25 protein-coding genes are annotated in these 24,907 nt (G+C 63.9%); 12 read left to right on the plus strand and 13 right to left on the minus strand.

The window, feature by feature from the left end:
* Nucleotides 1-95 precede the first annotated feature (95 nt).
* The 8 genes from Q5Z11_RS10305 (at nucleotide 96) to Q5Z11_RS10340 (ending at nucleotide 7,574) form a co-directional block, all read left to right on the plus strand.
* A complete protein-coding gene (locus tag Q5Z11_RS10305; RefSeq protein ID WP_303749895.1) occupies nucleotides 96-761 on the plus strand; it encodes a hypothetical protein in 666 nt (221 codons plus the stop codon).
* Nucleotides 762-965: 204 nt separating this feature from the next.
* Complete coding sequence (tadA, locus tag Q5Z11_RS10310; RefSeq protein WP_303749896.1) at nucleotides 966-1,484, plus strand: tRNA adenosine(34) deaminase TadA; 519 nt, start codon at nucleotides 966-968, stop codon at nucleotides 1,482-1,484.
* 91 nt (nucleotides 1,485-1,575) lie between these two features.
* Nucleotides 1,576-2,151: an oligoribonuclease gene (orn, locus tag Q5Z11_RS10315; RefSeq protein ID WP_303749897.1), complete on the plus strand. Its 576-nt coding sequence runs from the start codon at nucleotides 1,576-1,578 to the stop codon at nucleotides 2,149-2,151.
* Between the two features lie 5 nt (nucleotides 2,152-2,156).
* Nucleotides 2,157-3,011: an EcsC family protein gene (locus tag Q5Z11_RS10320; protein ID WP_303749898.1), complete on the plus strand. Its 855-nt coding sequence runs from the start codon at nucleotides 2,157-2,159 to the stop codon at nucleotides 3,009-3,011.
* 100 nt (nucleotides 3,012-3,111) lie between these two features.
* Nucleotides 3,112-3,669, plus strand: coding sequence for an NADPH-dependent FMN reductase (locus tag Q5Z11_RS10325; protein WP_303749899.1), 558 nt, complete (start codon nucleotides 3,112-3,114; stop codon nucleotides 3,667-3,669).
* Nucleotides 3,670-3,883: 214 nt separating this feature from the next.
* A complete protein-coding gene (locus tag Q5Z11_RS10330) occupies nucleotides 3,884-5,314 on the plus strand; it encodes a replicative DNA helicase (protein WP_303749900.1) in 1,431 nt (476 codons plus the stop codon).
* Between the two features lie 14 nt (nucleotides 5,315-5,328).
* Entirely contained in the window at nucleotides 5,329-6,738 is a 1,410-nt protein-coding gene (locus Q5Z11_RS10335) for a cryptochrome/photolyase family protein (RefSeq protein ID WP_303749901.1), read from the plus strand.
* 137 nt (nucleotides 6,739-6,875) lie between these two features.
* Complete coding sequence (locus Q5Z11_RS10340; RefSeq protein ID WP_303749902.1) at nucleotides 6,876-7,574, plus strand: OmpA family protein; 699 nt, start codon at nucleotides 6,876-6,878, stop codon at nucleotides 7,572-7,574.
* A 326-nt stretch (nucleotides 7,575-7,900) separates the two neighbouring features.
* Here the strand turns inward: Q5Z11_RS10340 and Q5Z11_RS10345 are convergent, their stop codons facing one another.
* Nucleotides 7,901-8,854: a GGDEF domain-containing protein gene (locus Q5Z11_RS10345; protein WP_303749903.1), complete on the minus strand. Its 954-nt coding sequence runs from the start codon at nucleotides 8,852-8,854 to the stop codon at nucleotides 7,901-7,903.
* Nucleotides 8,855-9,004: 150 nt separating this feature from the next.
* On the opposite strand from Q5Z11_RS10345, the gene lexA reads away from it, so the two are divergent.
* The 4 genes from lexA to Q5Z11_RS10365 are packed head-to-tail and all read left to right on the plus strand — an operon-like array spanning nucleotide 9,005 to nucleotide 14,744.
* The gene (gene lexA / locus Q5Z11_RS10350) at nucleotides 9,005-9,613 is read left to right on the plus strand and encodes a transcriptional repressor LexA (RefSeq protein WP_303750012.1); all 609 of its coding nucleotides are present in this window, start codon (nucleotides 9,005-9,007) and stop codon (nucleotides 9,611-9,613) included.
* Nucleotides 9,613-10,233 (plus strand): translesion DNA synthesis-associated protein ImuA, encoded by a 621-nt coding sequence (gene imuA, locus Q5Z11_RS10355; protein ID WP_303749904.1) that lies wholly within the window; start codon nucleotides 9,613-9,615, stop codon nucleotides 10,231-10,233. Before lexA ends, imuA begins: the two co-directional genes overlap by 1 nt.
* Nucleotides 10,234-10,236: 3 nt before the next feature.
* Nucleotides 10,237-11,658 (plus strand): Y-family DNA polymerase, encoded by a 1,422-nt coding sequence (locus Q5Z11_RS10360; protein WP_303749905.1) that lies wholly within the window; start codon nucleotides 10,237-10,239, stop codon nucleotides 11,656-11,658.
* The gene (locus Q5Z11_RS10365; protein ID WP_303749906.1) at nucleotides 11,655-14,744 is read left to right on the plus strand and encodes an error-prone DNA polymerase; all 3,090 of its coding nucleotides are present in this window, start codon (nucleotides 11,655-11,657) and stop codon (nucleotides 14,742-14,744) included. The genes Q5Z11_RS10360 and Q5Z11_RS10365 overlap by 4 nt, the downstream gene beginning before the upstream one ends.
* Nucleotides 14,745-14,795: 51 nt before the next feature.
* Here Q5Z11_RS10365 and fliP read toward each other — a convergent pair whose 3' ends face one another.
* The 12 genes from fliP to fliF form a co-directional block, all read right to left on the minus strand.
* Entirely contained in the window at nucleotides 14,796-15,518 is a 723-nt protein-coding gene (gene fliP, locus Q5Z11_RS10370; RefSeq protein WP_405051689.1) for a flagellar type III secretion system pore protein FliP, read from the minus strand.
* Nucleotides 15,519-15,577: 59 nt separating this feature from the next.
* Nucleotides 15,578-15,985, minus strand: coding sequence for a flagellar biosynthetic protein FliO (fliO, locus tag Q5Z11_RS10375; RefSeq protein ID WP_057628148.1), 408 nt, complete (start codon nucleotides 15,983-15,985; stop codon nucleotides 15,578-15,580).
* The gene (gene fliN, locus Q5Z11_RS10380) at nucleotides 15,982-16,329 is read right to left on the minus strand and encodes a flagellar motor switch protein FliN (protein WP_303749908.1); all 348 of its coding nucleotides are present in this window, start codon (nucleotides 16,327-16,329) and stop codon (nucleotides 15,982-15,984) included. Before fliN ends, fliO begins: the two co-directional genes overlap by 4 nt.
* Complete coding sequence (gene fliM, locus Q5Z11_RS10385; protein ID WP_303749909.1) at nucleotides 16,322-17,338, minus strand: flagellar motor switch protein FliM; 1,017 nt, start codon at nucleotides 17,336-17,338, stop codon at nucleotides 16,322-16,324. The genes fliN and fliM overlap by 8 nt, the downstream gene beginning before the upstream one ends.
* A gap of 9 nt (nucleotides 17,339-17,347) precedes the next feature.
* Nucleotides 17,348-17,863, minus strand: coding sequence for a flagellar basal body-associated FliL family protein (locus Q5Z11_RS10390; protein WP_303749910.1), 516 nt, complete (start codon nucleotides 17,861-17,863; stop codon nucleotides 17,348-17,350).
* Between the two features lie 173 nt (nucleotides 17,864-18,036).
* Entirely contained in the window at nucleotides 18,037-18,549 is a 513-nt protein-coding gene (locus tag Q5Z11_RS20750; RefSeq protein ID WP_405051673.1) for an REP-associated tyrosine transposase, read from the minus strand.
* A gap of 158 nt (nucleotides 18,550-18,707) precedes the next feature.
* On the minus strand, nucleotides 18,708-19,781 hold the full coding sequence (locus Q5Z11_RS10395) for a flagellar hook-length control protein FliK (protein ID WP_303749911.1): 1,074 nt from the start codon (nucleotides 19,779-19,781) through the stop codon (nucleotides 18,708-18,710).
* Complete coding sequence (fliJ, locus tag Q5Z11_RS10400; protein ID WP_303749912.1) at nucleotides 19,778-20,236, minus strand: flagellar export protein FliJ; 459 nt, start codon at nucleotides 20,234-20,236, stop codon at nucleotides 19,778-19,780. Before fliJ ends, Q5Z11_RS10395 begins: the two co-directional genes overlap by 4 nt.
* Nucleotides 20,233-21,624 (minus strand): flagellar protein export ATPase FliI, encoded by a 1,392-nt coding sequence (fliI, locus tag Q5Z11_RS10405; RefSeq protein WP_303749913.1) that lies wholly within the window; start codon nucleotides 21,622-21,624, stop codon nucleotides 20,233-20,235. Before fliI ends, fliJ begins: the two co-directional genes overlap by 4 nt.
* Nucleotides 21,621-22,262, minus strand: a complete 642-nt coding sequence (locus Q5Z11_RS10410; RefSeq protein WP_303749914.1) for a FliH/SctL family protein — start codon at nucleotides 22,260-22,262, stop codon at nucleotides 21,621-21,623. The genes fliI and Q5Z11_RS10410 overlap by 4 nt, the downstream gene beginning before the upstream one ends.
* Complete coding sequence (fliG, locus tag Q5Z11_RS10415; protein WP_057628133.1) at nucleotides 22,259-23,245, minus strand: flagellar motor switch protein FliG; 987 nt, start codon at nucleotides 23,243-23,245, stop codon at nucleotides 22,259-22,261. The genes Q5Z11_RS10410 and fliG overlap by 4 nt, the downstream gene beginning before the upstream one ends.
* A 10-nt stretch (nucleotides 23,246-23,255) precedes the next feature.
* Nucleotides 23,256-24,899, minus strand: a complete 1,644-nt coding sequence (gene fliF / locus Q5Z11_RS10420; protein WP_303749915.1) for a flagellar basal-body MS-ring/collar protein FliF — start codon at nucleotides 24,897-24,899, stop codon at nucleotides 23,256-23,258.
* Nucleotides 24,900-24,907 lie beyond the last annotated feature (8 nt).

Genomic DNA, 24,907 nt, shown 5'->3' on the forward strand with positions numbered 1-24,907 from the left:
CTGCCAGTAGGCGTTTACCTACATACAAGCACGAGAACTGCCTGCATGATTGCAGGTCCGCTGCGAGAGCCGCAGCTTCGTACAGGACGTACTGCATGCACAGGTCTTTCCTTGGCTTGATGGTAGCTGGCACCTTATCGCTGTTGTTGCTTTCTGGCTGTGACCAGGAGGGCAACCTCTCACTCACTGGCAAGGCGGCAGAGCTTGAGGCCAGCAGCAAGTTCCAAGTGAGTACGCGCCCGATGCTGAGCCGTGCCCAGGCGGTGTCGACGCTGCTGCAGGGCACGGGCTTTGCTGCCCAAGGTCAGGCATCGCTGCCGGGCTACAGCGACATCGAGTTCTTTCCTATTGCAAGCGCGGATGCAGTCGAGGCGTTGCGCGCGTATCCAAGGGGACGCGGGAATGACGCGCCGATTGATCTGTCCGGCATCGACTTCGACAAGAGCTTCGCCTTCCTTGTAGCGCATCCGAGCTCCAGTTCATATGGGGCGATAACCTCTGGGCAGCACGCGACGTTTTTCAGTTCGGTATTGCCGTCTTATGAAAAGGACAAGGTGGTGTTGCGCATCGATGCCAGCAGGCTGGGCGAGATCGATCCCATGACCGCCTTGGGCGGCAATTGGGAGGGGAGTATCTATGCGGTCGAGCGGCGCGGACGTGACAAGCTGGAAGTGCGGCTCTATGACGAAAGCTATGTTTATTCGCTTGCCGCCGACGCGGCCATCGGTGTGCCCGAAGGGGCTGCGGCAACCGCGCGATAGGACGGGGCGGCCCCGTTCCGATCAGGGCGCTGAGCGGCTGCAGGACGTGCTGTGCGCGGCTTGACGTAAAATGACAGGGTCGGGCTTGGCCCTGCTTGTCGGAGTTGTATCCATGTTTTGTGAGGCGTGCAGCGTGTCTGCTGCGGAACAGGTTCTGGCGCAGGCCTGTCCTGGAGGCGTGTGGGTTGCGTCCGGTAGCCTGCAATGACGGAAGGTCCAGCCAACGCCGGTACGGAAGCGGCGACTGATGAACATTGGATGCGCCAGGCCTTGGCCCTGGCCGACCGCGCGCAGCGCGAGTTCGATGAGATTCCGGTGGGTGCGGTTCTGGTTGGTGCAGATGGTGCGCTGCTGGGCGAGGGCTGGAACCTCAATATCGCCAGCCATGACCCCAGCGCGCATGCCGAGATCGTGGCGATGCGCCAGGCCGGCAAGGCGCTTGGCAATCATCGCTTGGTCGGCAGCACCTTGTACGTGACGCTGGAGCCCTGCGCGATGTGTGCGATGGCGCTGGTGCATGCGCGCGTCGCGCGGGTGGTGTTTGCCGCCACCGATCCCAAGACCGGTGCCTGCGGCAGCGTGTTCGATCTGCTCACCGATCCGCGCCATAACCACCGCGTGCAGGTGCAGGGCGGGGTGCTGGCACAGGAGGCCAGCCTGCGCCTGACCAATTACTTCAGGGCCAAGCGCGGTCGCCCGTTGTTGACCCCCGACGACCTTTGACGCGGCCCCTACCTTGGGCGGGGGTATCATGTGCACTTCGATATTCCGGCTGTGCGGTGTGTGATCGCCAGCCCCAAGCACGAGGTAGCACATGGCGGACAACAGCGCGGGCAATGATCGGCTGATCTGGATTGACCTGGAAATGACCGGTCTTGATACGGACAACGATTCCATCATCGAGATCGCAACCGTCGTTACCGACGGCCAACTCAATGTATTGGCCGAGGGCCCCGAGTTCGCCATCAATCACTCGCTGGCTACGCTGGAAGCAATGGACGAGTGGAACCGCAACCAGCACCAGCGTTCGGGCTTGTGGCAGCGGGTGCTGGACAGCGCGACCACCGCGGGTCAGGCCGAAGCCAAAACCATCGCCTTCCTGCAGGACTGGATCAAGGCTGGTGCCTCGCCGATGTGTGGTAACTCGATCTGCCAGGATCGGCGTTTCCTGCACCGGCAGATGCCGCGGTTGGAGAAGTACTTCCATTACCGCAACCTCGATGTATCGACGATCAAGGAATTGTCCAAGCGTTGGTCGCCAGCGGTTGCTGCCGGGGTTACCAAGACCTCCAGCCACACTGCACTGAGTGACGTGCACGATTCCATTGCCGAGCTGCGCCACTACCGGCAGTTCATGGGCGTGCTGGCGGGTTTGCCGGAAACCGGCTGAACAGCATGAGTGATCTGGTTCCTCGTCTGCAGGACAACGCGCAGGATCTGGCCGATCTTGAGCGGGCGGTGGGCTTGCTGGAGTCGCCCACGCTCACCGCCAAGATGGCTAACCTGATCGGCGGGCCACTGGAATTTGCGGTCCGCAAGCTGCCGACAGCGGTGTCTTCGCGCATCCAGGGCGTGACCGAGGCGGCCCTGTACAAGGCTGCACAGACGGCGCTGTGGACGATGGACAACAAGCAGGCGGGCAAGCCGGCATCGCCGCGCCTGCACAAGCTGGCGGCGGCCGCTTCCGGCGCCTTGGGCGGGGCGGGTGGCTTGCCGGCATTGGCGATCGAGCTGCCCTTGTCGACCACCATCATCATGCGCGCAGTGGCTGACGTTGCCCGCAGCGAAGGGTTTGATCTGAATGAGATGGCGACCCGCCAGGCCTGCCTGGAGGTGTTCGCACTTGGTGGCAACTCCGGCCAGGACGATGCCAGCGAGACCGGCTATTACTTGGCAAGGGGCTTCACCACCGAGGTGATGCGGCATCTGTCGGCGGAGTTGGCCGGTACAGCGATCAGCGGCAGCCATGGCGTGCTGCTCGGGCTGGGCCCGAAGGAAGCAGGCAAGTGGTTGGCGAGGATCGTCGAGAAGATCGCCGCGCGCTTCGGTGTGGTGGTATCGGAGAAGTTCGTCGCGCAGGCGGTACCGGTCATCGGTGCGGTGGCTGGTGCCACCTTGAACACCATGTTCACCGCTTACTATCAGGACATGGCGCGGGGCCATTTCATCATCAAGCGGCTGGAGCTGAAGTACGGCTTCGATACGGTGCGGCTGGCCTATGGCGGGCTGACTGGCCGTCTGCGCCTGTGATGTTGCGTATCCGATGCAGCTGATTGCGCTGGACGCGTCCTTCACCTGTTGCGAAGCCCTTTCTGGCTAGCCTGAGTCCTTCTCTCGGAGCGAGGTCGCCATGAGCCAGTACAAGATCGCGGTTTTCGTCGGCAGTCTGCGCAAGGAATCGATCAACCGGCGCTTGGCGCTGGCGCTGGAGAAGCTGGCCGGCGACCGCGCCAGTTTCGAGTACATCCAGATCGGTGATATCCCGCTGTACAACCAGGACCACGATACCCAGTTCCCGGCGCAGGGTACGCGCATGAAGAACCAGGTGCGGGCCGCCGATGCGGTGTTGTTCGTCACCCCTGAGTACAACCGCTCCATTCCCGGTGTGCTGAAAAATGCCATCGACACCGCCTCGCGTCCATACGGCGACAATGCCTTTGCAGGCAAGCCGGCGGCCGTGATCGGGACCTCCATCGGCGCCATCGGTACTGCGCTGGCCCAGCAGCACCTGCGCAATGTGCTGGTGTTCGTCGACCTGGCGGTGATGCCGCAGCCAGAGGCCTTCCTGCACTTCAAGGATGGTCTGATCGAGGCTGATGGCAGCATCACCAATGAAGGCACCAGCAAGTTCCTGCAGGGCTTCGTTGACAGGTTCCTGGCCTGGATCGAGCGCCAGCAGCAGGCCTGAGTTTCCAGGCGACGGGGCGGCGCCGATGCTGCTCATGCGATAATCCGCACCCGGTGCTGCAACGGTACCGGGTGCTAGTTTCTGTATGCCAGCCCAATCCCCAGTCCTTGCAGGCTTGGGTTGTAGACAGGTTATCCACAGACTTGTACGTATCCCGGTGGGCAATGCCCACCTACCATGGCCGCACGGCCTTATTGCAGGAATAACGCTTTTCATGTCCGCCCGTACTGGTTTCCGTTCCGACCGCGACCGCGGTGATCGCAATGACCGCTCCGATCGCAGCGAGCAGCGCATCGATGCCTTGCGCGTGCCTCCTCATTCAGTAGAAGCCGAGCAGGCCGTGCTGGGTGGCCTGATGCTGGCGCCCGAGGCGTATGACCGGGTCAACGAGGCGTTGACTGACAAGGACTTCTACCGGCGCGACCACCAGCTGATCTACCGCGCGATCCGCGAGCTCTCCGAGCGCGATCGCCCGTTCGATGCGGTGACCCTGGGTGAATGGTTCGAGTCGCAGGGCAAGCTGGACATGGTCGGCGATGGCGCCTACCTGATCGAATTGGCCAGTACCACGCCGTCCGCCGCCAATATCGGTGCCTATGCCGAGATCGTGCGCGACAAGGCGGTGCTGCGGCAGCTGATCCAGGTCGGCACCGACATCGTCAACGATGGCTTCCAGCCCGAAGGGCGCGACAGTTCGGAGTTGTTGCAGACTGCGGAAAAATCGGTGTTCGCGATTGCCGAACAGGGTGCACGCGGTCGCACCGATTTCGTGGCGATGCCGGGCGCATTGAAGGACGCCTTCGAGGAGCTGCGCAACCGCTTCGAGAACGGCGGCAACATCACCGGTCTGCCGACCGGTTACAACGATTTCGATGCGATGACCGCTGGCCTGCAGCCGACCGATCTGATCATCCTGGCCGCGCGTCCGGCCATGGGCAAGACCACCTTCGCCTTGAACATCGCCGAATACGCGGCGATCAAGTCGAAGAAGGGCGTGGCGGTGTTCTCGATGGAAATGTCCGCATCGCAGTTGGCGATGCGTCTGATCTCGTCCAACGGCCGCATCAATGCGCAGCGCCTGCGTACCGGCCAGCTTGAGGACGAGGACTGGAGCCGTGTCACTGGCGCCATCCGCATGCTGAAGGAAACCAAGATCTTCATCGACGATACGCCGGGCGTGTCGCCGGAAGTGCTGCGTTCCAAGTGCCGCCGGCTCAAGCGCGAGCACGATCTGGGCTTGATCGTGATCGACTACCTGCAGCTGATGAGCGTGCCGGGCAACAGCGAAAATCGCGCGACCGAAATCTCGGAAATCTCGCGTTCGCTCAAGGGCCTGGCCAAGGAGCTGCACGTGCCGGTGATCGCGCTGTCACAGCTCAACCGCTCCTTGGAAACCCGTACCGACAAGCGCCCGGTGATGGCCGATCTTCGCGAATCCGGCGCTATCGAGCAGGATGCGGACATGATCGTCTTCATCTACCGCGACGATTACTACAACAAGGAAAATTCGCCGGACAAGGGCCTGGCCGAGATCATCATCGGCAAGCACCGTGGTGGTCCCACCGGTTCGTGCAAGCTGAAGTTCTTCGGCGAGTACACCCGCTTTGACAACCTGAGCCACGATTCGGTGGGTTCGTTCGAATAAGCGGGAGCTGCTGCATGTCCACTGCCATTGTCTGGTTCCGCCGCGATCTGCGACTGCGCGACAACCCGGCGCTGCAGGCCGCGATTGAAGCTGGCCACGATGTCATCCCGGTTTACATCCATGCGCCGCACGAGGAGGGCGCATGGGCACCGGGTGCGGCTTCCGACGCCTGGTTGCACCATTCACTGCAGCAGCTAGATGCACAGCTGCGTGCCATCGGCTCGGCGCTGCTGCTACACAGCGGCGACAGCATGGCCGAGCTACAGGCCCTGATTGCCGAAAGCGGCGCCGAGGCAGTCTATTGGAACCGCAAGTACGAGCCGGCCACCCAGCCTCGTGATGCGGCGATCAAGCGTGGTCTGCGCGAGCAGGGTGTGCAGGTGGAAAGCCATAACGGCTACCTGCTGTTCGAGCCCTGGGAGCTGGCCACGCTGCAGGGCGGCCCGTACAAGGTGTTCACCCCGTTCTGGCGCAATGCGCTGACCCGCTGGCGGCTGGCTGAGCTGTCCGAAGCACCCCGCAAGCTGAGCCCGGTGAAACTGTCGGGGCTGCCCCTGCAGGCACTTGCCCTGGAACCGCGTCTTGGTTGGGATGCCGGCTTCTGGGAGCACTGGCAGCCGGGCGAAGCGGGCGCACAGGAAGCGCTGGAAGTGTTTGCCGAGGGTGCGCTCAATGGTTACCGCGAGCAGCGTGACCTGCCGGACCGCACCGGCACCTCGTTGCTGTCGCCGCACCTGCATTTCGGCGAGATCGCGCCGTGGCGAATCGCGTACACGCTGGAAGGCTTGCGCAGTGCCGGCCGCGATGCCGACATCGATGGCTATATCCGCCAGCTGGGGTGGCGTGAGTTTTCCTGGCATCTGCTGCATCACTTCCCGCAGACCAGCGACGTCAATCTCAATCCACGCTTCGAACGTTTTGCCTGGGAGCCGGCGCAGCCGGAGATGCTGGCGGCGTGGCAGCAGGGCCGTACCGGGATTCCCATCGTCGACGCCGGCATGCGCGAACTGTGGGCGACCGGCTACATGCACAACCGCGTGCGGATGCTGGTCGGAAGCTTCCTGTGCAAGCACATGCGCATGCACTGGAAGGAGGGCGCACGCTGGTTCTGGGACACGTTGGTGGATGCGGACCTGGCCAACAACAGCATGGGCTGGCAATGGATCGCCGGCACTGGCGCGGATGCCGCGCCGTATTTCCGCGTGTTCAATCCGGTGACACAGGCGCAGAAGTTTGATCCGAACGCGCGCTACATCAGCCGCTGGGTTCCCGAGCTGGCGGCCCTGCCGGTGAAGGCGCGGTTTGCACCCTGGCAGTTCCCGCAGCTGCTGGCCGAGCTTGCGCCAAGCTACCCGACCCAGCCCTTGGTTGACCTCGCCAAGGGCCGCGATGAGGCCTTGGCTGCGTACCAGCGTTGTCGCTGACACTGGCTTAACATGCAAGACAGTTAGATGAATGGATACCTGTGACGAAGGTATCGAATCACGCAGGTTGTGCATCGCGATGTTTATGCTTGCCCGGCAAATCCACGCTGGCCAGTCCGGCCTATCAGGAGACTCAGATGACCACCCTTACTGTTGTTCGTAATCTTTCCATTGGCTTGGTGGCGGCAGCCGTCCTCTCGGCCTGTGCTACCGGTGGCTCGTATGTGCAGCAGGACCAGTACGGCAATCAGACCCAGCAGCAGAACAAGACTGGCAAGGGCGCGCTGATTGGTACGGCCATCGGCGTGGCGGCAGGTCTGCTCAGCGGCGGTGATGCTACCGAGCGTCGCCAGCGTGCAATGGTCGGCGCCGGCATCGGCGCACTCGGCGGTGCGGCGATCGGCAACTACCAGGACCGCCAGGAGCGCGCACTGCGTGAGCGTACTGCCAACACCGGTATCGACGTGCAGCGTGACGGTGACAACATCACCTTGAATCTGCCAGACGGCATCACCTTCGACTTCAACAAGACCACGTTGAAGCCGCAGTTCTACGGTGCACTCAATGGTGTTGCCAGCACCTTGAGTGAGTACAACCAGACCATGATCGAAGTGGTTGGCCACACCGACAGCATTGGTACCGATGCGGTGAACAATCGCATCTCCAAGGAGCGCGCCGATGCAGTGGCGGCATATCTGTCGGCACAGGGCGTACAGCGCGAGCGTATCGAAACCCTGGGTGCAGGCAAGGCCTATCCGATTGCCGACAACAGCACCGACGCCGGCCGCGCGCAGAACCGCCGCGTCGAGATCCGCGTGATCCCGCTGCGTTCGTGATCGAAACCGTTGCTTGATGTTGTACAGAAAGGGCCGCACAAGCGGCCCTTTCGTTTGCTGTTGCAGTCGCCTCTCCCGCTGGCGGGAGAGGATGCCCAGAGGGCAGGTGAGGGCGCTCTTCGCGATCAAGCGGAAAAGCTCCCCTCATCCGGTGCTGTGCACCACCTTCTCCCGCGGGCGGGAGAAGGGAGCAAGGGCTACAGCCAAAGCTGAGGCTAGAGCAGAGCAACAGCCGAAGCAAAGCAAAAGCTACCCCTCCCCAACCCTCCCCTACGCCTGCGGCGTAAGGGAGGGAGTTGAAGCCAAAGCCAAAGCCAAAGCCGAGGCTATTCCGCCACTACGACGCTGTTGCGTCCCTTGCCCTTGGCCTCATACAGCGCGATATCGGCGCGGGCGAACCAGTCCTGCCAGCGTTGCTCGCCGGCATACAGCGCTGCCCCGACCGAGATGGTGATGCGACCGCCGGGTCCGCGCAGGGATTCATACACCGCCTTGCGCAGGCGTTCGGTAAAACTGGCCAAGGCTTCATGGCTGCCGGTATCGGCAAGGATCACGAACTCCTCGCCGCCAAAACGAAATACCTGGTCGTTCTCGCGCAGTTCAAAACGCAGGATCGCGGCGATATCGGAAAGGGCGGTATCGCCAGCAGCATGACCGTAGTGATCATTGACCGCCTTGAAGTTGTCGATGTCGATCACGATCAGGCCTTGGCGGAAGCGTTCGTGGCGTACGCCATTGATATGCGCCTGCAAGGATTTTTCCAGCGCACGCCGGTTGGGCACGCCGGTCAGTGCGTCCAGTGATGCCAACATCTCCAGCCGGGTGCGGTCGCCTTGCAGGCGATGGGAGAAGTGGTAGCCAAAACCGAACACCAGCACGATGACGATCAGTGCCTGCAACTGCGGGGCATGTCCCAGCAGCAGGTCTGGCATCAGCAACAGGCCGGCAACCAGCATCAGGTTGAGCGGGGTGGCGATCTGGTTGCGGACGATGAAGAAGTTGGACATCAAGGCCAGGTAGGACCACGGCAAAGCGTCGTTGCCCAACTGCCGGGCGGAGAGCAGGCAGCCGCCCACCGTCACCAGGCACAACAGCGCGCCGCCCAACTCCAATCGCGGCTTGCGTTGGTGGATCCATACGCTGGCCAGCAGGGCCAGTGCCGACAACAGGAGGCTGGCGATGGCTGCGAATCTTTGCCCGTCAAACCACAGCCAGATCGCAAAAAACAGCAAGGCCAAGGTGGTCACCGGGGCGATGGTGCGCAGCGGTACGCTGCGCAATGCCTGCGGTAGCGATGGGTACGGCCTTATGGATGCTTTCGGGTCCATATGCCGCGAAAGATAGCAGCGGCAATGTGTTTTCCGTATTCACCTGAATAGCGACGCTTAGCCTCTGGCGGGCTTTGTGCAGAAGGAGTACAAATGTACTCCATGACCGAGCTCAGCCCCCGCCGTACTGCCATCCTTCGCTACATCCGTGACCAGGTGACCGGACATGGGCAGGCGCCCTCGTTGGCTGAAATCGCCGCTGCCTGCGGGCTTGCCTCGCGCGGTGCCGCGCGCAAGCACGTGCTGGCCTTGAGCGAGGCGGGTCTGATCGAGGTGGCTGCGGGTCAGGCCCGCGGGATTCGCCCGGCGGGGCAGATCCCACGGACGGAGCTGCTGCAGGTGCCCGTGCTTGGGCGGGTCGCCGCAGGCGCACCGATCGGAGCCGACGCGGAGCTGGCCGACACCTTGGCCCTGGATGAGCGGCTGTTTGCCGCGCGCCCGGATTACCTGCTGCGCGTGCAAGGCGATTCGATGATCGATGACGGCATCCTCGATGGTGATCTGGTCGCGGTCCGGCGCAGCAGTGATGCGCGCAATGGTCAGACGGTGGTGGCGCGGCTGGACGGTGAGTTGACCATCAAGCGGCTCTCGCGCAGTGGTACAACGCTGCGGCTGCTGCCGCGCAACCCGGCCTATGCGCCGATTGAAGTGCAGCACGATCAGGACTTCGCCATCGAGGGCGTGTTCTGTGGTTTGGTCCGGCGTGGCTGATGGGCGCGGTTGTTGCCCTCGACAGCCTGCTGCACGAACGCCGGGTCTGGCGTGGTCGGCCTGCGCCACTGCCGGCCAGCCGCCAACCGACGGGTTATGCGCAACTGGATGATGTGCTGCCTACCGGCGGTTGGCCGGAGTCGGCGTTGAGCGAAATCCTGTTGCCCGCAGAAGGCGTGGGTGAGCTGCGCCTGCTATGGCCATCGTTGGCGCGTTTGACCCAGGCTGGCGAGCGTGTGGTGCTGGTGGCACCGCCACATATTCCTTATGCGCCGGCCTGGCAGGCGGCGGGCATCGACCTGCGCCAGCTGCAGGTGGTGCAGGCGGCGGATCAACGCGATGCGCTCTGGGCCACTGAACAATGCCTGCGTTCGGGCAGCTGCGGTGCAGTGCTGTGCTGGCCGCAGATGGCCGAGGACAAGGCCTTGCGGCGGCTGCAGGTGGCGGCCGAATCAGGGCAGACGCTGGGTTTTGCCAGCCGGCCGTTGCAGGCGGCAAAGAACCCTTCGCCGGCCGCCCTGCGCATCGCCATCGATGCACAGCCGGCGCAGCTGCGGGTGCTGAAGTGTCGTGGTGGCATGGTGCCGTCGCGCCCGTTGCCGTTTGCCCGGGAGCAGTAAGCCGTGCGCTGGGCCTGCATCCTGTTGCCACACCTGGCCATGGACGGCGTCCTGCGTGGCTGTGCCGAGCCGGACGCGGCGCGGGTATTGATCAGTGGGCCCAGCCAGCGGCGGGTGCTGCATGCAGTCAATCCCGCGGCGGCGGCGCTGGGGCTGAAGGCAGGGCAGTCGCTGGTGACGGCACAGGCATTGGCAACCGGGTTTGAAATACACCCATACGAGCCGGACGCGCAGTCGGAGTGGCATCGTTTTCTTGCGGCTTGGGCGTATCAATTCAGTTCGCAGGTCAGCCTGCAGTATGCGCAGGCGCTGATCATCGAAATCGAGCACAGCCTGGCGCTGTTCGGGCCGTGGCCGAAGTTCGAGGCGCGCCTGCGGCAGGAGTTGGGTGCCCTGGGGTTCCGTCATCGCATCGCATTGGCGCCCAATCCGGTGGCTGCTCGCGCCTTGGCCAATGCACGCGATGGTTTGAGCGTGGATGAGGCAGGGCTGGCGGCATTGCTGGGACAACTGCCGGTTGCACGTGCCGGGTTTGGTGCCAGTGCTTCGGCGGCGTTCGCGCGCATGGGCATCCGTAGCGTCAAACAATTGCAGGGCCTGCCACGGGCCAGCATCAACCGGCGCTTTGCACCCGATGTACTGCGGCAGCTGGATGCCTTGCTCGGCGAGCGTGCCTTCGTATTGCAGCCGTATCAGCCACCGGATGTGTTCGAGCTGCGCATCGAACTTGGCTATGAAGTGGAGTCTTCGCAGGCGCTGCTGTTCCCACTGCGCCGCCTGACCTCCGACCTTGCCGCGTTCCTGGCCGGCCGCGATGGCAGCGTGCAGCGTTTTGCGCTGTTGCTGGAACACGAGGACCGCCCGCCCACCACCTTGGAGATCGGCCTGCTTGCGGCCGAGCGTGATGCCAGCCTGTTGTTCGAGATTGCCCGCAGCCGCCTGGAGCAGGCCAAGATCCCGGCGCCGGTGCGTCAGTTCGGCCTGCGCGCCGATCAGTTGCCGGCCTTTGTGCCGGAGCACCGTGAGCTGTTCGATACCCGTCCGCAGCAGAGCATGCCGTGGGAACAGCTGCGCGAACGCCTGCGTGCCCGTCTGGGTGATCAATCCGTGCACGGCCTGCGCGTGCATGCCGACCATCGACCCGAATATGCCTGGCGTGGCGTGGTGGCTCCAGCTGCTGCTTCAACAGCCGATAGCCTGCCGTCGCCAATGCGGCCTGGTTGGTTGCTGCGCACGCCGCAGCCCTGGCCGGGAGCAAGCCCGGAACTGCTGTCGGCGCCGGAACGGATCGAGAGTGGCTGGTGGGATGGCGATGACGTGCGTCGTGATTACTACCGGGTCAGTACCCGCTTTGGCCAGCAGGCATGGGCGTGGCGCGAGGTGGGCGGCGAGGGCGGCTTCATGCTGCAGGGCTGGTTCGCATGACGGCCGGTTATGCCGAGCTGCATTGCCTGTCCGCTTTCAGCTTCCAGCGCGGCGCATCGACTGCGGATGAGTTGTTCGCACGAGCAAAAGCACATGGCTACCAGGCACTGGCCATCACCGACGAATGCACGCTGGCCGGCATCGTGCGTGCCTGGCGCGCGTCCAAGGAAACAGGCTTGCAGCTGATTGTCGGCAGCGAGATCCAACTGGAAAACGGCGCCAAGCTGGTCCTGCTGGTGGAAGACGCCGCAGGCTACCAAACGCTGTGCTGGTTGATAACACAGGCAAGGCGGCGGGCGGAAAAGGGCGAGTACCGGCTGTTGGCCGAGGACCTGGCGGCGATTGATCGCAGTGGCCTGCTGGCCTTGTGGCTGCCTGCGGTACAACCAGAACCTGCCGAGGGCATGCAGTTGCGGGGATGGTTCCCGCAGCGCTGCTGGATTGCGGTGGAACTGCACCATGGTGCCGATGACGATGCGCGTCTGCAGCAGCTGCAGGTACTGGGCGCAGAGCTGCAGCTGCCATTGGTGGCTGCTGGTGACGTGCATATGCATGCACGTGGACGCCGGGCATTGCAGGATGTGATGACGGCCATCCGCCACCGTGTCACCGTTGCCGAGGCCGGGCAGCGGCTGTTCGCCAACGGTGAGCGGCATCTGCGTCCGCTGCAGGCGTTGCAGGCGATCTATCCAGCAGCATTGTTGCAGCAGACGCTGTGCATCGCCGAACGCTGCGCCGGGTTTGACCTGAAAGAAGCCGTCAACTATCTATATCCCAGCGAGGTGGTACCCGCCGGTTACACCGCGCAGTGCTGGCTGGCGGAGCTGGTGACGCGTGGTGCGGGCAAACGTTGGCCGGACGGTACTCCGCCGCAGGCACAGGCCCTGATCGAAAAGGAACTGGGCCTGATCGCCAAGAAAAAGTACGCCTCGTACTTCCTTACCGTGCATGATCTGGTGGCATACGCCCGCAGCATTGGCATCGTTTGCCAAGGGCGGGGTTCGGCCGCCAACTCGGTGGTCTGCTTCGTGCTGGGTATTACCGAACTGGATCCTTCGCACAGCCATCTATTGTTTGAGCGCTTCATTTCGGACGACCGCGATGAGCCGCCGGATATCGACGTCGACTTCGAGCACGAACGACGCGAGGAAGTCATCCAGTACGTGTTTTCGCGCTATGGCCGTGAGCGTGCTGCCCTGGCTGCGGTCGCCACGCAGTACGGCGGGCGTGGTGCCCTGCGTGACGTGGCGCGGGTACTGGGCATGCCCGGTGACGTGATCACCCAGCTGACTTCCTGTGTCGGCCATTGGTCGGACAGCATTCCGGAGGAAGAGCGCCTGCGCGAGCATGGTTTCGACCCGGATAGCCCGCTGCTGCGCCGCATCCTGATACTGGCCAACGAACTGATTGATTTCCCGCATTACCTGTCCCAGCATCCGGGTGGCTTCGTCATTTCGGAGCGCGCCCTGCACAGCATGGTGCCGGTGGAGAATGCGGCGATGGAAGCACGCACCGTGATCCAGTGGGACAAGGATGATCTTGAAACGCTGGGCCTGATGAAAGTCGACGTTTTGGCGCTGGGCATGCTCACCGCGGTGCGCCGTTGTTTCGATCTGATCGAGCGTTATCGCGGCCTGCATTTCACCTTGGCGACGATCCCTCAGGAAGACAAGAAAACCTACGCGATGATCAGTCGCGCCGATACCATCGGCGTGTTCCAGATCGAATCGCGTGCACAGATGGCGATGCTGCCGCGGCTGAAGCCGCAGACGTTCTACGATCTGGTGGTTGAAGTGGCCATTGTCCGTCCCGGTCCGATCCAGGGTGACATGGTGCATCCCTACCTGCGCCGCCGTACCGGCGAAGAGTTGGTCAGTTATCCCTCCAAAGCATTGGAAGCGGTGCTTGAACGCACCTTGGGTGTGCCGCTGTTCCAGGAACAGGTGATGCAGATCGCGATGGTGGCAGCGGGCTATAACGCCAGTGAAGCCGATAGCCTGCGCCGTTCGATGGCAGCGTGGAAGCGCCACGGCGGGCTGGAGCCGCATCGGCTGAAACTCACCGAGGGCATGCTGGAACGCGGCTATCCACTGGAGTTCGCCGAACGCATCTTCGAGCAGATCAAGGGTTTCGGCAGCTATGGCTTTCCGGAAAGCCATGCGGCCAGTTTCGCGCTGATCGCCTACGCCAGCAGCTGGTTGAAATGCCATTACGCGGCTGAGTTCGCCTGTGCGCTGCTCAACAGCCAGCCGATGGGTTTCTACAGCCCGGACCAGTTGCTGCAGGATGTGCGCCGGCATGGCGTGGCAACGCGGCCGCTGGATGTGCGTTACAGCGGCTGGGAATGCTCCCTGGAATGGGAGCGCGACAATGAGCGGCTGGCAATCCGCCTGGGCTTTTGCCTGGTGCGTGGTTTCAACGCGGAAGACGCATTGCGCATCGAGCAGGCGAGGGCGCAGACCGCGTTCACCGATATCGCCGACCTGTGCCGACGTGCCGATCTCGATGCACGCGCCCGTGCCTTGCTCGCCGATGCGGGCGCCTTGCGCGGCATGGTCGGTAACCGGCATCGGGCGCGCTGGGCAATTGCCGGTGTCGAAGACCAGCGGCCCTTGTTTGACGATCAACCGGCAACCGCTGAAGCCGATGTCGCCTTGCCGATGCCCAGTGCCGGCGAGGATCTGAACGCCGATTACGCCTTGCTCGGTACCACCTTGGAGCTGCATCCGTTGGCGCGCCTGCGACGCCAGCTGAGCGCGCGCCGCTGCCGCAGTTCCAAGGATCTGGAAAGCATGCGCAGCACCGGCAATGTGCTGGTCGCCGGCCTGGTGCGCGGCCGTCAACGTCCTGCGACGGCGAGCGGCGTCACCTTCATCACCCTGGAAGACGAGTTCGGCCAGATCAATGTCGTGGTCTGGCGACAGTTAGCCGAGCGCCAGCGGCAGGTGTTCCTGGAATCACGGCTGATGCAGGTCAGCGGCCGGTTGGAAGCCGAAAACGGCGTGCGTCACCTGATCGCACGCCGCCTGGATGATCTGTCGCCGCTATTGGGCAGCCTGGACGTGCGCAGCCGCGACTTCCATTGATGGCCAGCGGAACGGCGCGCCGCGCAGACGTGCCGGAATACTGGCGCGCTACTACACCGCGTTGAAGCTGGCTGCCAAGGTGCCAACCACCAGCACCCAACCGTCCACCAGCACGAACAGCAATATCTTGAACGGTGCCGACACCAGCATGGGCGACAGCATCATCATGCCCATCGACATCAGCACGCTGGAGACAACCAGATCGATGATGACGAACGGGATGAAGATCAGGAAGCCGATTTCAAACGCGGTCTTCAGCTCGCTGGTGACGAAGGAGGCAACCAGTACCGGGAACGGAATCGCATCCGGGCTGGCGTAAGGACCTTGCCCGGCCAGGCCGGCGAAGGTCATCAGGTCGGTCTCGCGGACCTGCGCCAGCATGAAGGCGCGCAGTGGTGCGGTGGTCAGCTGCCAGGCGGTCTGGAAGTCGATCTGGCCATCCAGATACGGCGCCATGCCGGTGGACCACGACTTGTCCCAGACCGGCATCATGATCATCGCGGTCAGGAACAAGGCCAGGCCAAGCAGGATCTGGTTGGACGGCGTCTGCCCGGTGCCCAGTGCCTGACGCAGCAGGCCGAGCACGATGATGATGCGGGTGAATGCGGTGAGCACCAGCAACATCGACGGCAGCAGGGTGATTGCCGTCATCAACAACAAGGTCTGCAGCGGCAGGCTGACCGGCGCACCGCCGATCTTGCCGACGTTCACGTCCGGCAGCGCCGGCACCTGCGGGCCGGGCGTGGCCCAGGCGAACAGCGGCAGCGCCAGCATCGCCAACAGGATCAGCAATTGCCAACAGCAGCGGGAATTAGAGCGTTGACCCGACATGTTCAGGAGTCCTTGCGCAGCTTCTGTGCCAGCAGCTGGGCGAAATTCGGTAGTTGTTTGAGATTGGGCAGGGCCGGTGCAGGCGTCTGCGGCAGCGGCTCGGGCAGCTGGTGCAAGGTGCTGATGCCGCCGGCGGTGATGCCCAGCAGCAACTGCTGGCCATTGACGTCGACCACCACCACACGCTCTTTGGCACCGACATTGATGCTGGCGACCACCTTCAGGCCTTCGGCCGGGCGGAACGCGCCGCCGGGCATGCGCTTGAGCAACCAGCCCAGGCCGATGATCAGGCCCAGCACCAGCAGCAAGGTGAAGAACGCGCCGAACAGGCCGGGCGCGCTGGCCGCGTGCTGGCCGACCGGCGTTGCCGCCTTGGCGGCCGGCGCGGCATAGGCGAGCAGTGCGATCAACGCAGTCTCCGGATGCGCTCGCTGGGGCTGACCACGTCGGTCAGGCGCACGCCGAAGCGATCATTGATGACCACGACTTCACCGTGCGCGATCAAGGTGCCGTTGACGAACACGTCCAGCGATTCGCCAGCACCACGCTCCAGTTCCACCACCGAGCCCTGGTTGAGCTGCAGCAGGTTGCGGATCGGCAGGCGCGCGCGGCCGACTTCCAGCGACAAGGTCACCGGTACGTCGAGGATGACGTCCAGGTCCAGGTCGGTGTTGGTGGCGTTGTCGGCTTGCAGGTTGGCGAACTGTGCCGGCGTTGCGCCGTTTTCAGTTTCGGGAGAGTGGTTGTCATTCATCGGTGTTTTCCTGAATCGCGGGAACGTTGGGGCGCTTTCCCGGAGGATGGGTAGCAGTGATCTTGATGGCGTTGCGTTCGTTGGACACACCAAACTCGCCGGTGAATACCGGGATGCCTTCCACGCACAGTGGCACCTGCTTGGGCATTTCGATCGGCAGTACATCGCCGATCTTCAACCTGGTCAGCTCGCGCAGGCTCATGCGGCGCTTGGCCAGTACGCTGGACAGCTCGACTTCGGCGGTATCCAGCTGCTCGCGCAGCATGATGGCCCAGCTCTCGTCGCGGTCATTGCGATCGCTCTGGATGCCGGCATCGAGCAGCTCGCGGATCGGTTCCAGCATCGAGTACGGCAAGGTGATGTGGATGTCGCCGCCGCCACTGTCCAGTTCGACGTGGAAACGGCTGACCACCACGTATTCGCGCGGGCTGACGATGTTGGCGAAGTGCGGGTTGATCTCGGAGTTGATGTAGTCGAAGTCGACATTCATCACCGGGCCCCAGGCTTCGCGCAGATCGGTGAAGGTCTGCTTGAGCATCAGCTGGATCACGCGCATTTCGGTAGCGGTGAACTCGCGGCCTTCGATGCGGGTCGGGTAGCGTCCATCACCGCCGAAGAAATTGTCGACGATGGCGAACACCAGGGTCGGCTCGAACACGATCAGGCCGGTGCCGCGCAGCGGCTTGAAGCGGATCAGGTTGAGGTTGGTCGGTACATATAGCGAATGCAGGTAGTCGCCGAACTTGATCAGCTCGATGCCACGCACCGACAACTCGGCCGAACGCCGGATCAGGTTGAACAGGCCGATGCGCCACAGGCGCGCAAACCGCTCATTGACCATTTCCAGGGTCGGCATGCGCCCGCGGATGATGCGGTCCTGGCTGGCGAAATCGTAGGAACGCGCTTCGCCAGGTGCCGCCTCCGGCTCGGCGGTATTGACCGAGCCGGAATCGACGCCGTGCAGCAGGGCGTCGATCTCGTCTTGGGACAGCAGGTCGTTGATGCTCATCGTGGCGCCTTACTGGGTCACAAAGCTGGTGAACAACAGCTCATCGGCGCTGTTCTGGCCGGTTTCGGCCTTCATCAGCTTCTGCACTTCCGCCAGCGCGGCGGCCTGCAGCTTTTCCTTGCCCGCGCGGTCGGCGATCTGGGTCGGCTCGACCTGCGAGAACAGCATCAACAATTTGGCGCGGATGGCCGGGGCGTGGGTCTGCAGCGCAGCCAGGGCCAACGGATCACGGGTCATCAGCTGCACCTCGACCTGCAGGTAGCGCGGGCCATCGACCGGGCCGCTGAGGTTGACCACGAAGGCCGGGTCCAGCGCGAAGTACTGGGCCGGGGCCGGCGTCTTGGGCTTGGCCTCCTTGCTGGCTTCGGCGTGGTCCTTGCCCTGGATGAAATACCAGACGCCGCCACCGGCTGCGGCAGCAGCGAACACGGCGATCAGGGCGGGAACCAACAACGAGCGCTTCGGTTTGCTTGCCGCTTCCTTGGTGGGTTCAGCTTTGCGGTTTTTATCAGCGGCAACGGCCACGTGGAGCTCCTCAGGATTGCTGCCCAGTCAGATGCAAGGGCTGTGCCGGAGGAGGGGGTGACGGACTATTGACGCAACGTCGGGGTTTTGTGGGAGCGGTGTAAACCGCGAAGCTGGTGATCTGTCAGATGGTCAGCTTCGCGGTTTACACCGCTCCCACAAAAGCTGGGGAGTCATATCCACATCGCATTCCAATATGGGTAGAAGCGCGGCGAGCTAACCAGCCCGGCTCTGACCGGGTTCATGATGATGTAGCGGGCTGTGGCCTTCAGATCCTGATCTTTGCGGACGGTCCGGTCGTGAAATCCAGGTGCCCAAACGGGGCGGCTGATCGATTCTGGCAATGAACGTGCCGTATTGGATTTGATTGCCCGTGTCAGGGAGCTGAGGCTGGTAGAGCTCCCCAGTTGAACCAGTCCGTGCCAATGGTCTGGCATCAGTACCCAGGCCAATAGCCATGCATCACGCCAAAGTAGGGGGTGATACAAGGCTTGAGCTATGCACGAGGCTGGTTGGAGCTCCCGGAACAGTGGCTGGCGAGCTAGCGTTGTGAAGGTGACCAGATATGCGTGGCCGGGTAGGGATATCCGGCCTGTGCGGAGGGTTTTGGATCCTGGCTTTGGGTTGATTGCTGGAAGCGCTATCAACGCAGGATGGCGCTGCGGCTTCCCAAGCGCTGTCAGCACAGTGATCGTTTGTAGATGGGCGGATGGATCATCAGCTTCGCGGTTTACACCGCTCCCACAAAAGTAGTCAGCCTTGTGGGAGCGGCGTCAGCCGCGAAGCAGCGAGCGTTTCAGATCATCAGCTCCGTTGTTTACACCACTCCCACAACGGAGTGACCTCACGCATACGCATCCAGCAGGCCGCGCATGCGCAGGTTGTGGCTGGAGGTTACCGGGAGGTCGGTGCCTTCCAGTTGGTTGCCGGTTGCCAAGCCGCTGCCAGCTTCGCCCTTGTCGCTTTGCTGCTGCGGCGTGGATTGCTGGCCCACGTCGGCGTGACTCAGCTGCAGGCCTTGCTCGCCAAGCATCTCGCGCAGGCGCGGCAGGCTGCTTTCCAGGGCGTGGCGGACGTCGGCGTGGGCGCTGCTGAAACTGGCGTGGACGCGGTCGCCGTCCAGCTGCAGTTTGACGTCGATCTCGCCCATGTTCTCCGGGTTGATGCGGATGTGGGCGTGGCCGATTTTCTGTTCCGCCAACCAACCGACGCGGGCGCCGATGGCTTCGTCGAAGTCACCGGCATTCAGGTCCGGGGTTGGCGTGGGTGCGGTGATGCTGCTGGCCGGGGCGCTTGCGCGGACTTCCTGCAGGGCCTGGTTATGTAGCATGGACGCAAACGTGGTCGGCGCCGGGGTATCGGCATCGAGGTTGAGGCTGCTCGCATCGTCGTTCGCCGCCGCTGCGGTCAAGGGCAGGCTCAACTCGGCGCTGGCCTCGTCAGCGCTGATGGCGGCCGGCTTGGCTGTGGCAGCAGCCGGAACAGCTGGCAGGGCTGGCAGCGCCACCGCCGGATTGGCTGGCGCGGCCTGATCCTGGTTGGCGGCTGCAAGGGCCGCTGGCGCCTGCGCTGCAGGTTCCGTTGGCAGGGCAACGATTGCAGACAGCCCAAACGGCGGCCACGGCGCATCTTCCGCGGCGGTCTGCGTGTCGGGCTTGTCGTCGTTGCTGGTACTGCTGTCGGTAGCGGCGCTCTGTTCCGTTGTGGTTTCGCTGGAACTGTCTTCGCCGCGCGCTTCATTGGCGGGCTTGGCATCCGTGCTGCCTGGCTTGCTGGCCGCAGGCTTCTGCGTGGCTGGCTTGCTGTTGAGCATCGCGTCGAAGCCGTTGTCGCTGGACTTGTCGGTGCTGTTGCTGCGCGCGCCGCTGCTGCTGTCGATGCTGCTGGCACCGCCGAGCGCGGAGGAAAGAACATTCACTGGTTTTCTCCCTCGGCTTCGCCTTCGGTCTTCTTCAGGCGCGCACGGCGGGCACCGATATCGTCCATCTCGCGCTGGTCGCGGCGGTCGGCGACCTGTTTTTCCTGCGCGCGATAGCTGGCGGCAAGCTGTTCCAGCACGGCCTTGTCGCGGCTGGCCAGCAGCAGGCGGGCGCGTTCGGCATCCACGCGTTCCTGGTTGCTGTCCACGGTCTTGCTCTGTGCCTCCACCGCGTTGTCGAGGCGATCGAGGAAGGCGCGGCGGTTGAGCAACTGCGCGGCACTGGTGGTGGCTAATTGCGCGTTGGCGTATTCCTCGGCGTACTGACGTAATTCGGAAAGTCGCGATTGATGCATGTCCAAGGCTTGCTGGCGCTCGGCCAGGGCTTTGGCGACTTCATCTTCGCGGTCCTGCGCGTGGCGCAGCAGCGGGTCCAGGCGTCGGCTAGGGCTCATGCGGGCGTCTCACTATCTACCAGTTGGTGCAATGCACTGAGGCTGTGGCTCAGGTCGGCGGCGTTATGCACGTCCTGGCCAAGGAATTCCATGATCTCCGGCCACCGGTCCAATGCTTCGTCGGTGAGCGGGTCGTTGCCGCGCTGATAAGCGCCAATGGCAATCAGGTCGCGGTTGGCGGTATAGGCCGATACCAGCTGCTTGAGCTTGCGGATGCGCGCGCGCCAGACATCGTCGGCGATGTCCTGGACGACGCGGCTGACCGAGGATTCGACATCGATGGCCGGGTACAGGCCGCTGTCGGCAACGCGGCGTGACAGCAGGATGTGACCGTCGAGGATGGCGCGGGCAGCGTCGGCGATCGGGTCCTGCGGATCGTCGCCTTCGGTCAGCACGGTGTAGAAGGCGGTGATCGAGCCGCGGCCCTTGGCACCGTTACCTGCGCGCTCGACCAGCGCTGGCAGTTTTGCGAACACCGACGGTGGGTAGCCGCGGGTGGTTGGCGGCTCGCCGACCGACAGGCCGATCTCGCGCTGGGCCTGCGCGAACCGGGTCAGCGAGTCCATCAGCAGCAGCACGTTCAGACCCTGGTCGCGGAACCACTCGGCGATGGCGGTGGCGCGGTAGGCGCCGTGCAGACGGGCGAGCGGCGGCCGGTCGGCCGGGCTGGCGACGACCACCGCGCGGCGCAGGCCTTCTTCGCCCAAGGTGGATTCGACGAAATCGCGCACTTCGCGGCCACGTTCACCGATCAGGCCGACCACGATCACGTCGGCGGCGGTGAAGCGGGTCATCATGCCGAGCAGCGTCGACTTGCCGACACCAGAGCCGGCGAACAGGCCGACACGCTGGCCGCGGCCAATCGGCAGCAGCGAATTGATCGCGCGGACACCGACATCAAGTGGCTGGGTGATGGGTTCGCGTGCCAGCGGGTTGATCGAGACGCCGGCCATGCCGACCACGCCCTCGGCGCGGATCGGGCCCTTGCCGTCGAGCGGAATACCATCGGAATCGATGACGCGGCCGAGCAGGCCTTCGCCGACCTCGACGCCGCCACGGCGGTAGGACGGCACGACGCGGGCATTGGGCAGCAGGCCATGCAGTTCGGCGCTGGGCATCAGATAGGTGCGGTCGCCGGAGAAGCCGACGACTTCGGCGTCGACCCAGCCGCCATCGATGATCTCGACCTTGCAGCTGGCGCCCATCGGCGCTTCGCAGCCGACGGCTTCCAGGGTGAGGCCAACCGCGCGGCGCAGGATGCCTTCACGGACCAGACCGTGGCCGCCGGCTGCGTCCAGCGATATGCCGTCGAGCCGAGCTGCCAGGCGCAGGTTGCGCGCAGCGGCCCAGTCGGCGGGAGCAGGCGAGGGCGAAGTCGCTGGGTTCATTCGGTGGCTCCAGCGCGGCGTAGAACGGTGGCCAGTGCTGCGCGCAGGCGGGCGTCGAGGGTGCCATCAACGCGTACGGCTTCGGCATGCACGCGCAGATCGCCACGGCTGAGGCTGTGGTCAGGTACCAGACGCTGCCCGGCAGGCAGGGTCAGCAGATTGCTGATCGCGGCGATGTCGTCCGGGTGCAGGCGCACTTCAACGTCGCGGTTGGTGCCGCTGACGGTATCCAGCGCTTCATCGATCAGGTCCTTCAGCAGCGACGGATCGGCCTCGTAGGCGCGGCTGATCAAGGCGCCGGCGATACGTACCGACAGCTCGCCGAGTGCGCCAACCACTTCATTTTCCAGTCGCACCAGCGGACGGCTGAAGTTGTCGAGGATGCCCTCGATCTGCGCGGTCAGGCGGCGGACTTCGGCCTGGCCCTGCGCATAACCTTCGGCATGGCCTTGCTGGAAACCTTCTTCCTGTGCGGCATCGCGGATCGCCTGGATCTCTTCCAGGGTCGGCGGCTGCAGGGCGGGAGCTACCGGCTCGGCAACGATGGTTTCCAGCGACGCAAGGTCGAAATCCTCCGTCGCCGGTTGGCCGGCCGGTGCGTTCAGATCCGGGGCATGCCAGCGCACGGCGTTGATCACAGCATCGCCTCCGCAGCGCCGCCGAGGGTGATGGTGCCTTCATCGCCCATGCGCTTGACGATGGCGAGGATCTCGCGCTGCGCGCCTTCCACGTCGGACAGACGCACCGGACCGCGGGCTTCCATGTCTTCGAGCAGGATCTCGGCAGCGCGCTGCGACATGTTGCGGGTGATCTTGTCGCGCACCTTGATGTCGGCGCCGCGCAGGGCAAGGCCCAGACGCTCGCCGCTGACTTCGCGCAGCACCAACTGCATTTCGCGATCGTCCAGGTCCACCAGGTCGTCGAACACAAACATCAGGTCCTGGATGCGGCTGCCCAGCGGCGAATCGATGCGGGCGATTTCGGTGAGGATGGCCTGGTCCTGGCCGCCGTCCATGAAGTTGAGGATGTTGGCGGCACACTGCACGCCACCGATGTTTGACGACTTCAGGTTCTGGTTGCCGGCGAACTGGCGCTCCATGATTTCGTTCAGTTCGTTCAGTGCATTTGGCGGAATACCGTCGAGCGTGGCGATGCGCAGTAGCACGTCGACGCGGGTGCGCTCGGGCAGCAGTTTCAGCGCCTCGGCGGCCTGGTCGGTTTCCAGGTGGGCCATGACGATGGCGATGATCTGCGGGTGCTCGTTGCGGACCAGATCGGCGACCGCGCGCGGGTCCATCCACTTCAGCGCATCCAGACCAGTCGTATTGCGGCCGAGCAGGATGCGGTCGATCAGGTTGCTGGCCTTTTCATTGCCCAGCGCCTGCACCAGCATGTTGCGGATGTAGTCGTCGGAGCCGACGCTCAGCGAGGTCTTGTTGCCCAGCTCGGCACCAAAGTCGTCCATCACCTTCTGCACCTGCTCGCGGGTGACGTCGGTGAGGGTGGCCATGGCGATGCCGATCTTCTGCACTTCCTTTGGTTCCATGTGACGCAGCACTTCGGCCGCGTCGGTCTCGCCGAGCGACAGCAGCAGTACGGCGGCACGTTGCACGCCGGTCATCGGCATTGCATCAGTCATTTGACACCCATCCCTTCACTACCTGGGCAACCCGCTTGGAGTCGGTCTTCACTGCTTCACGGGCCATGCGCAGGCGTTCTTCGTATGCGTCCACCGGCAAGGCCAGGGTGGGAGTTCCGTCCAGATGCAGACGGTCTGCAGCCAGGGCCGGCATTTCGGTTCCATCGTCCAGCACCTGCACGTCGGCGCGCAGCGGATCTTCCGCGCCCGGCAAGGCCTTGGGTGTGCCGGTGATCTGACGCAGGGCCGGACGCAATACGCCGAACAGCAGTGCCAGCACAACGACGGCGCCAAGGACCAGGCGCAGCGCATCGCGTACCTGCGGGTTTTCCCACCACTTCGGTGCTTCCACCGGTATCGATTCGCGTACGAACGGTGCGTTCATCACAGACACGGTGTCGCCACGCTCGGCATTGAAGCCGACGGCCTGCTTGACCAGTGCTTCGACGCGGGTCAATTCAGCGGCAGTGAGCGGCTGGTCGGTCTGTTTGCCGTTTGCGCCGGCGCGCGGTACGTGGTCGACCAGAACCGCAACAGAGACGCGGTTGACCCGGCCCGGCGGCTGGCGGGTGTGCTGCAGGGTGCGATCCAGCTCGTAGTTGCGGGTGGCGTTCTTGGAGGTTTCGGTGGGCGTGGCAGCGGTCGGCGGCGGTGCAGCCGCAACGCCCGGCGGGGTGTTGCTGGTTGCGCCGGGAATACCCTGCGGACCTGCGGTGGCGCTGCTGTTCTCGCTGATCTGCTCGCTGCGCACCTTCTGCGGCTCACCGTTGAACAGCTCGCGGGCTTCCTCGGTGACCGAGAAATCCATGTCGACGCTGACTTCCGGGTTCACCCGCCCGGCACCGGTCATCGGTTCCAGCAGTTCGCGGATGCGCTGGTTGTAGGAGCCTTCCAGGCGCCGGACCTGATCGAACTGGGCGGCGTTGAGCGCGGCTTCGCTGTTGGGGTCGGCAATGGTGAGCATGCGACCGCTCTGGTCGACCACGGTGACGCGTTCCGGCGCCAGATCGGGGATGCTGGAGGCCACCATGTGCACGATGGCATCCACCTGGTTGCGTTCCAGCTGCTGGCCACCGCGCAGTTCTAGTACCACCGAAGCGCTGGCGACATCGCGCTGGCGGGTGAAGGCGCTGGGCTTGGGAATGGCCAGGTGTACGCGTGCATCACGGACCGGACGCAGGCTGCTGATGGTGCGGACCAGCTCGGTTTCCAGCGCGTGCTGGTAGCGCGCGGTTTCGACGAACTGGCTGACGCCGAAGCCCGGATCGCGCTCCATCATTTCAAAGCCGAGGCGACCGCTTTCGGTCAGGCCGGAGCCGGCCAGCTTGAGGCGGGCGTCATGCACGTTCTTTTCCGGCACGCTGATCGCGCCGGTGCTGGCATCAAGTTCAAACGGAATCTGCGCCGAGCGCAGCAGATCGGTGGCCTCGGCTGTCGCCTTCTGGTCCAGCCCGGTGTACAGCGGCATCATCTGTGGCTTCTGCGCCCAGAAGAACACGAACAAGCCGGCCGCTACCGCGACCGCGATCATTGCCATCAAGCCCAGGCGACGGGTGATCTGCATGCTCTGCAGACGGTCGAACCAGGCGCCAGCCCGTTCCGGATTCAGTGATTCTCTGGACAGCGCGAGTGCCATGCGTGCGG

Origin of the sequence: Stenotrophomonas sp. 610A2, from assembly GCF_030549615.1 — a bacterium.
GTDB lineage: Bacteria > Pseudomonadota > Gammaproteobacteria > Xanthomonadales > Xanthomonadaceae > Stenotrophomonas > Stenotrophomonas pigmentata.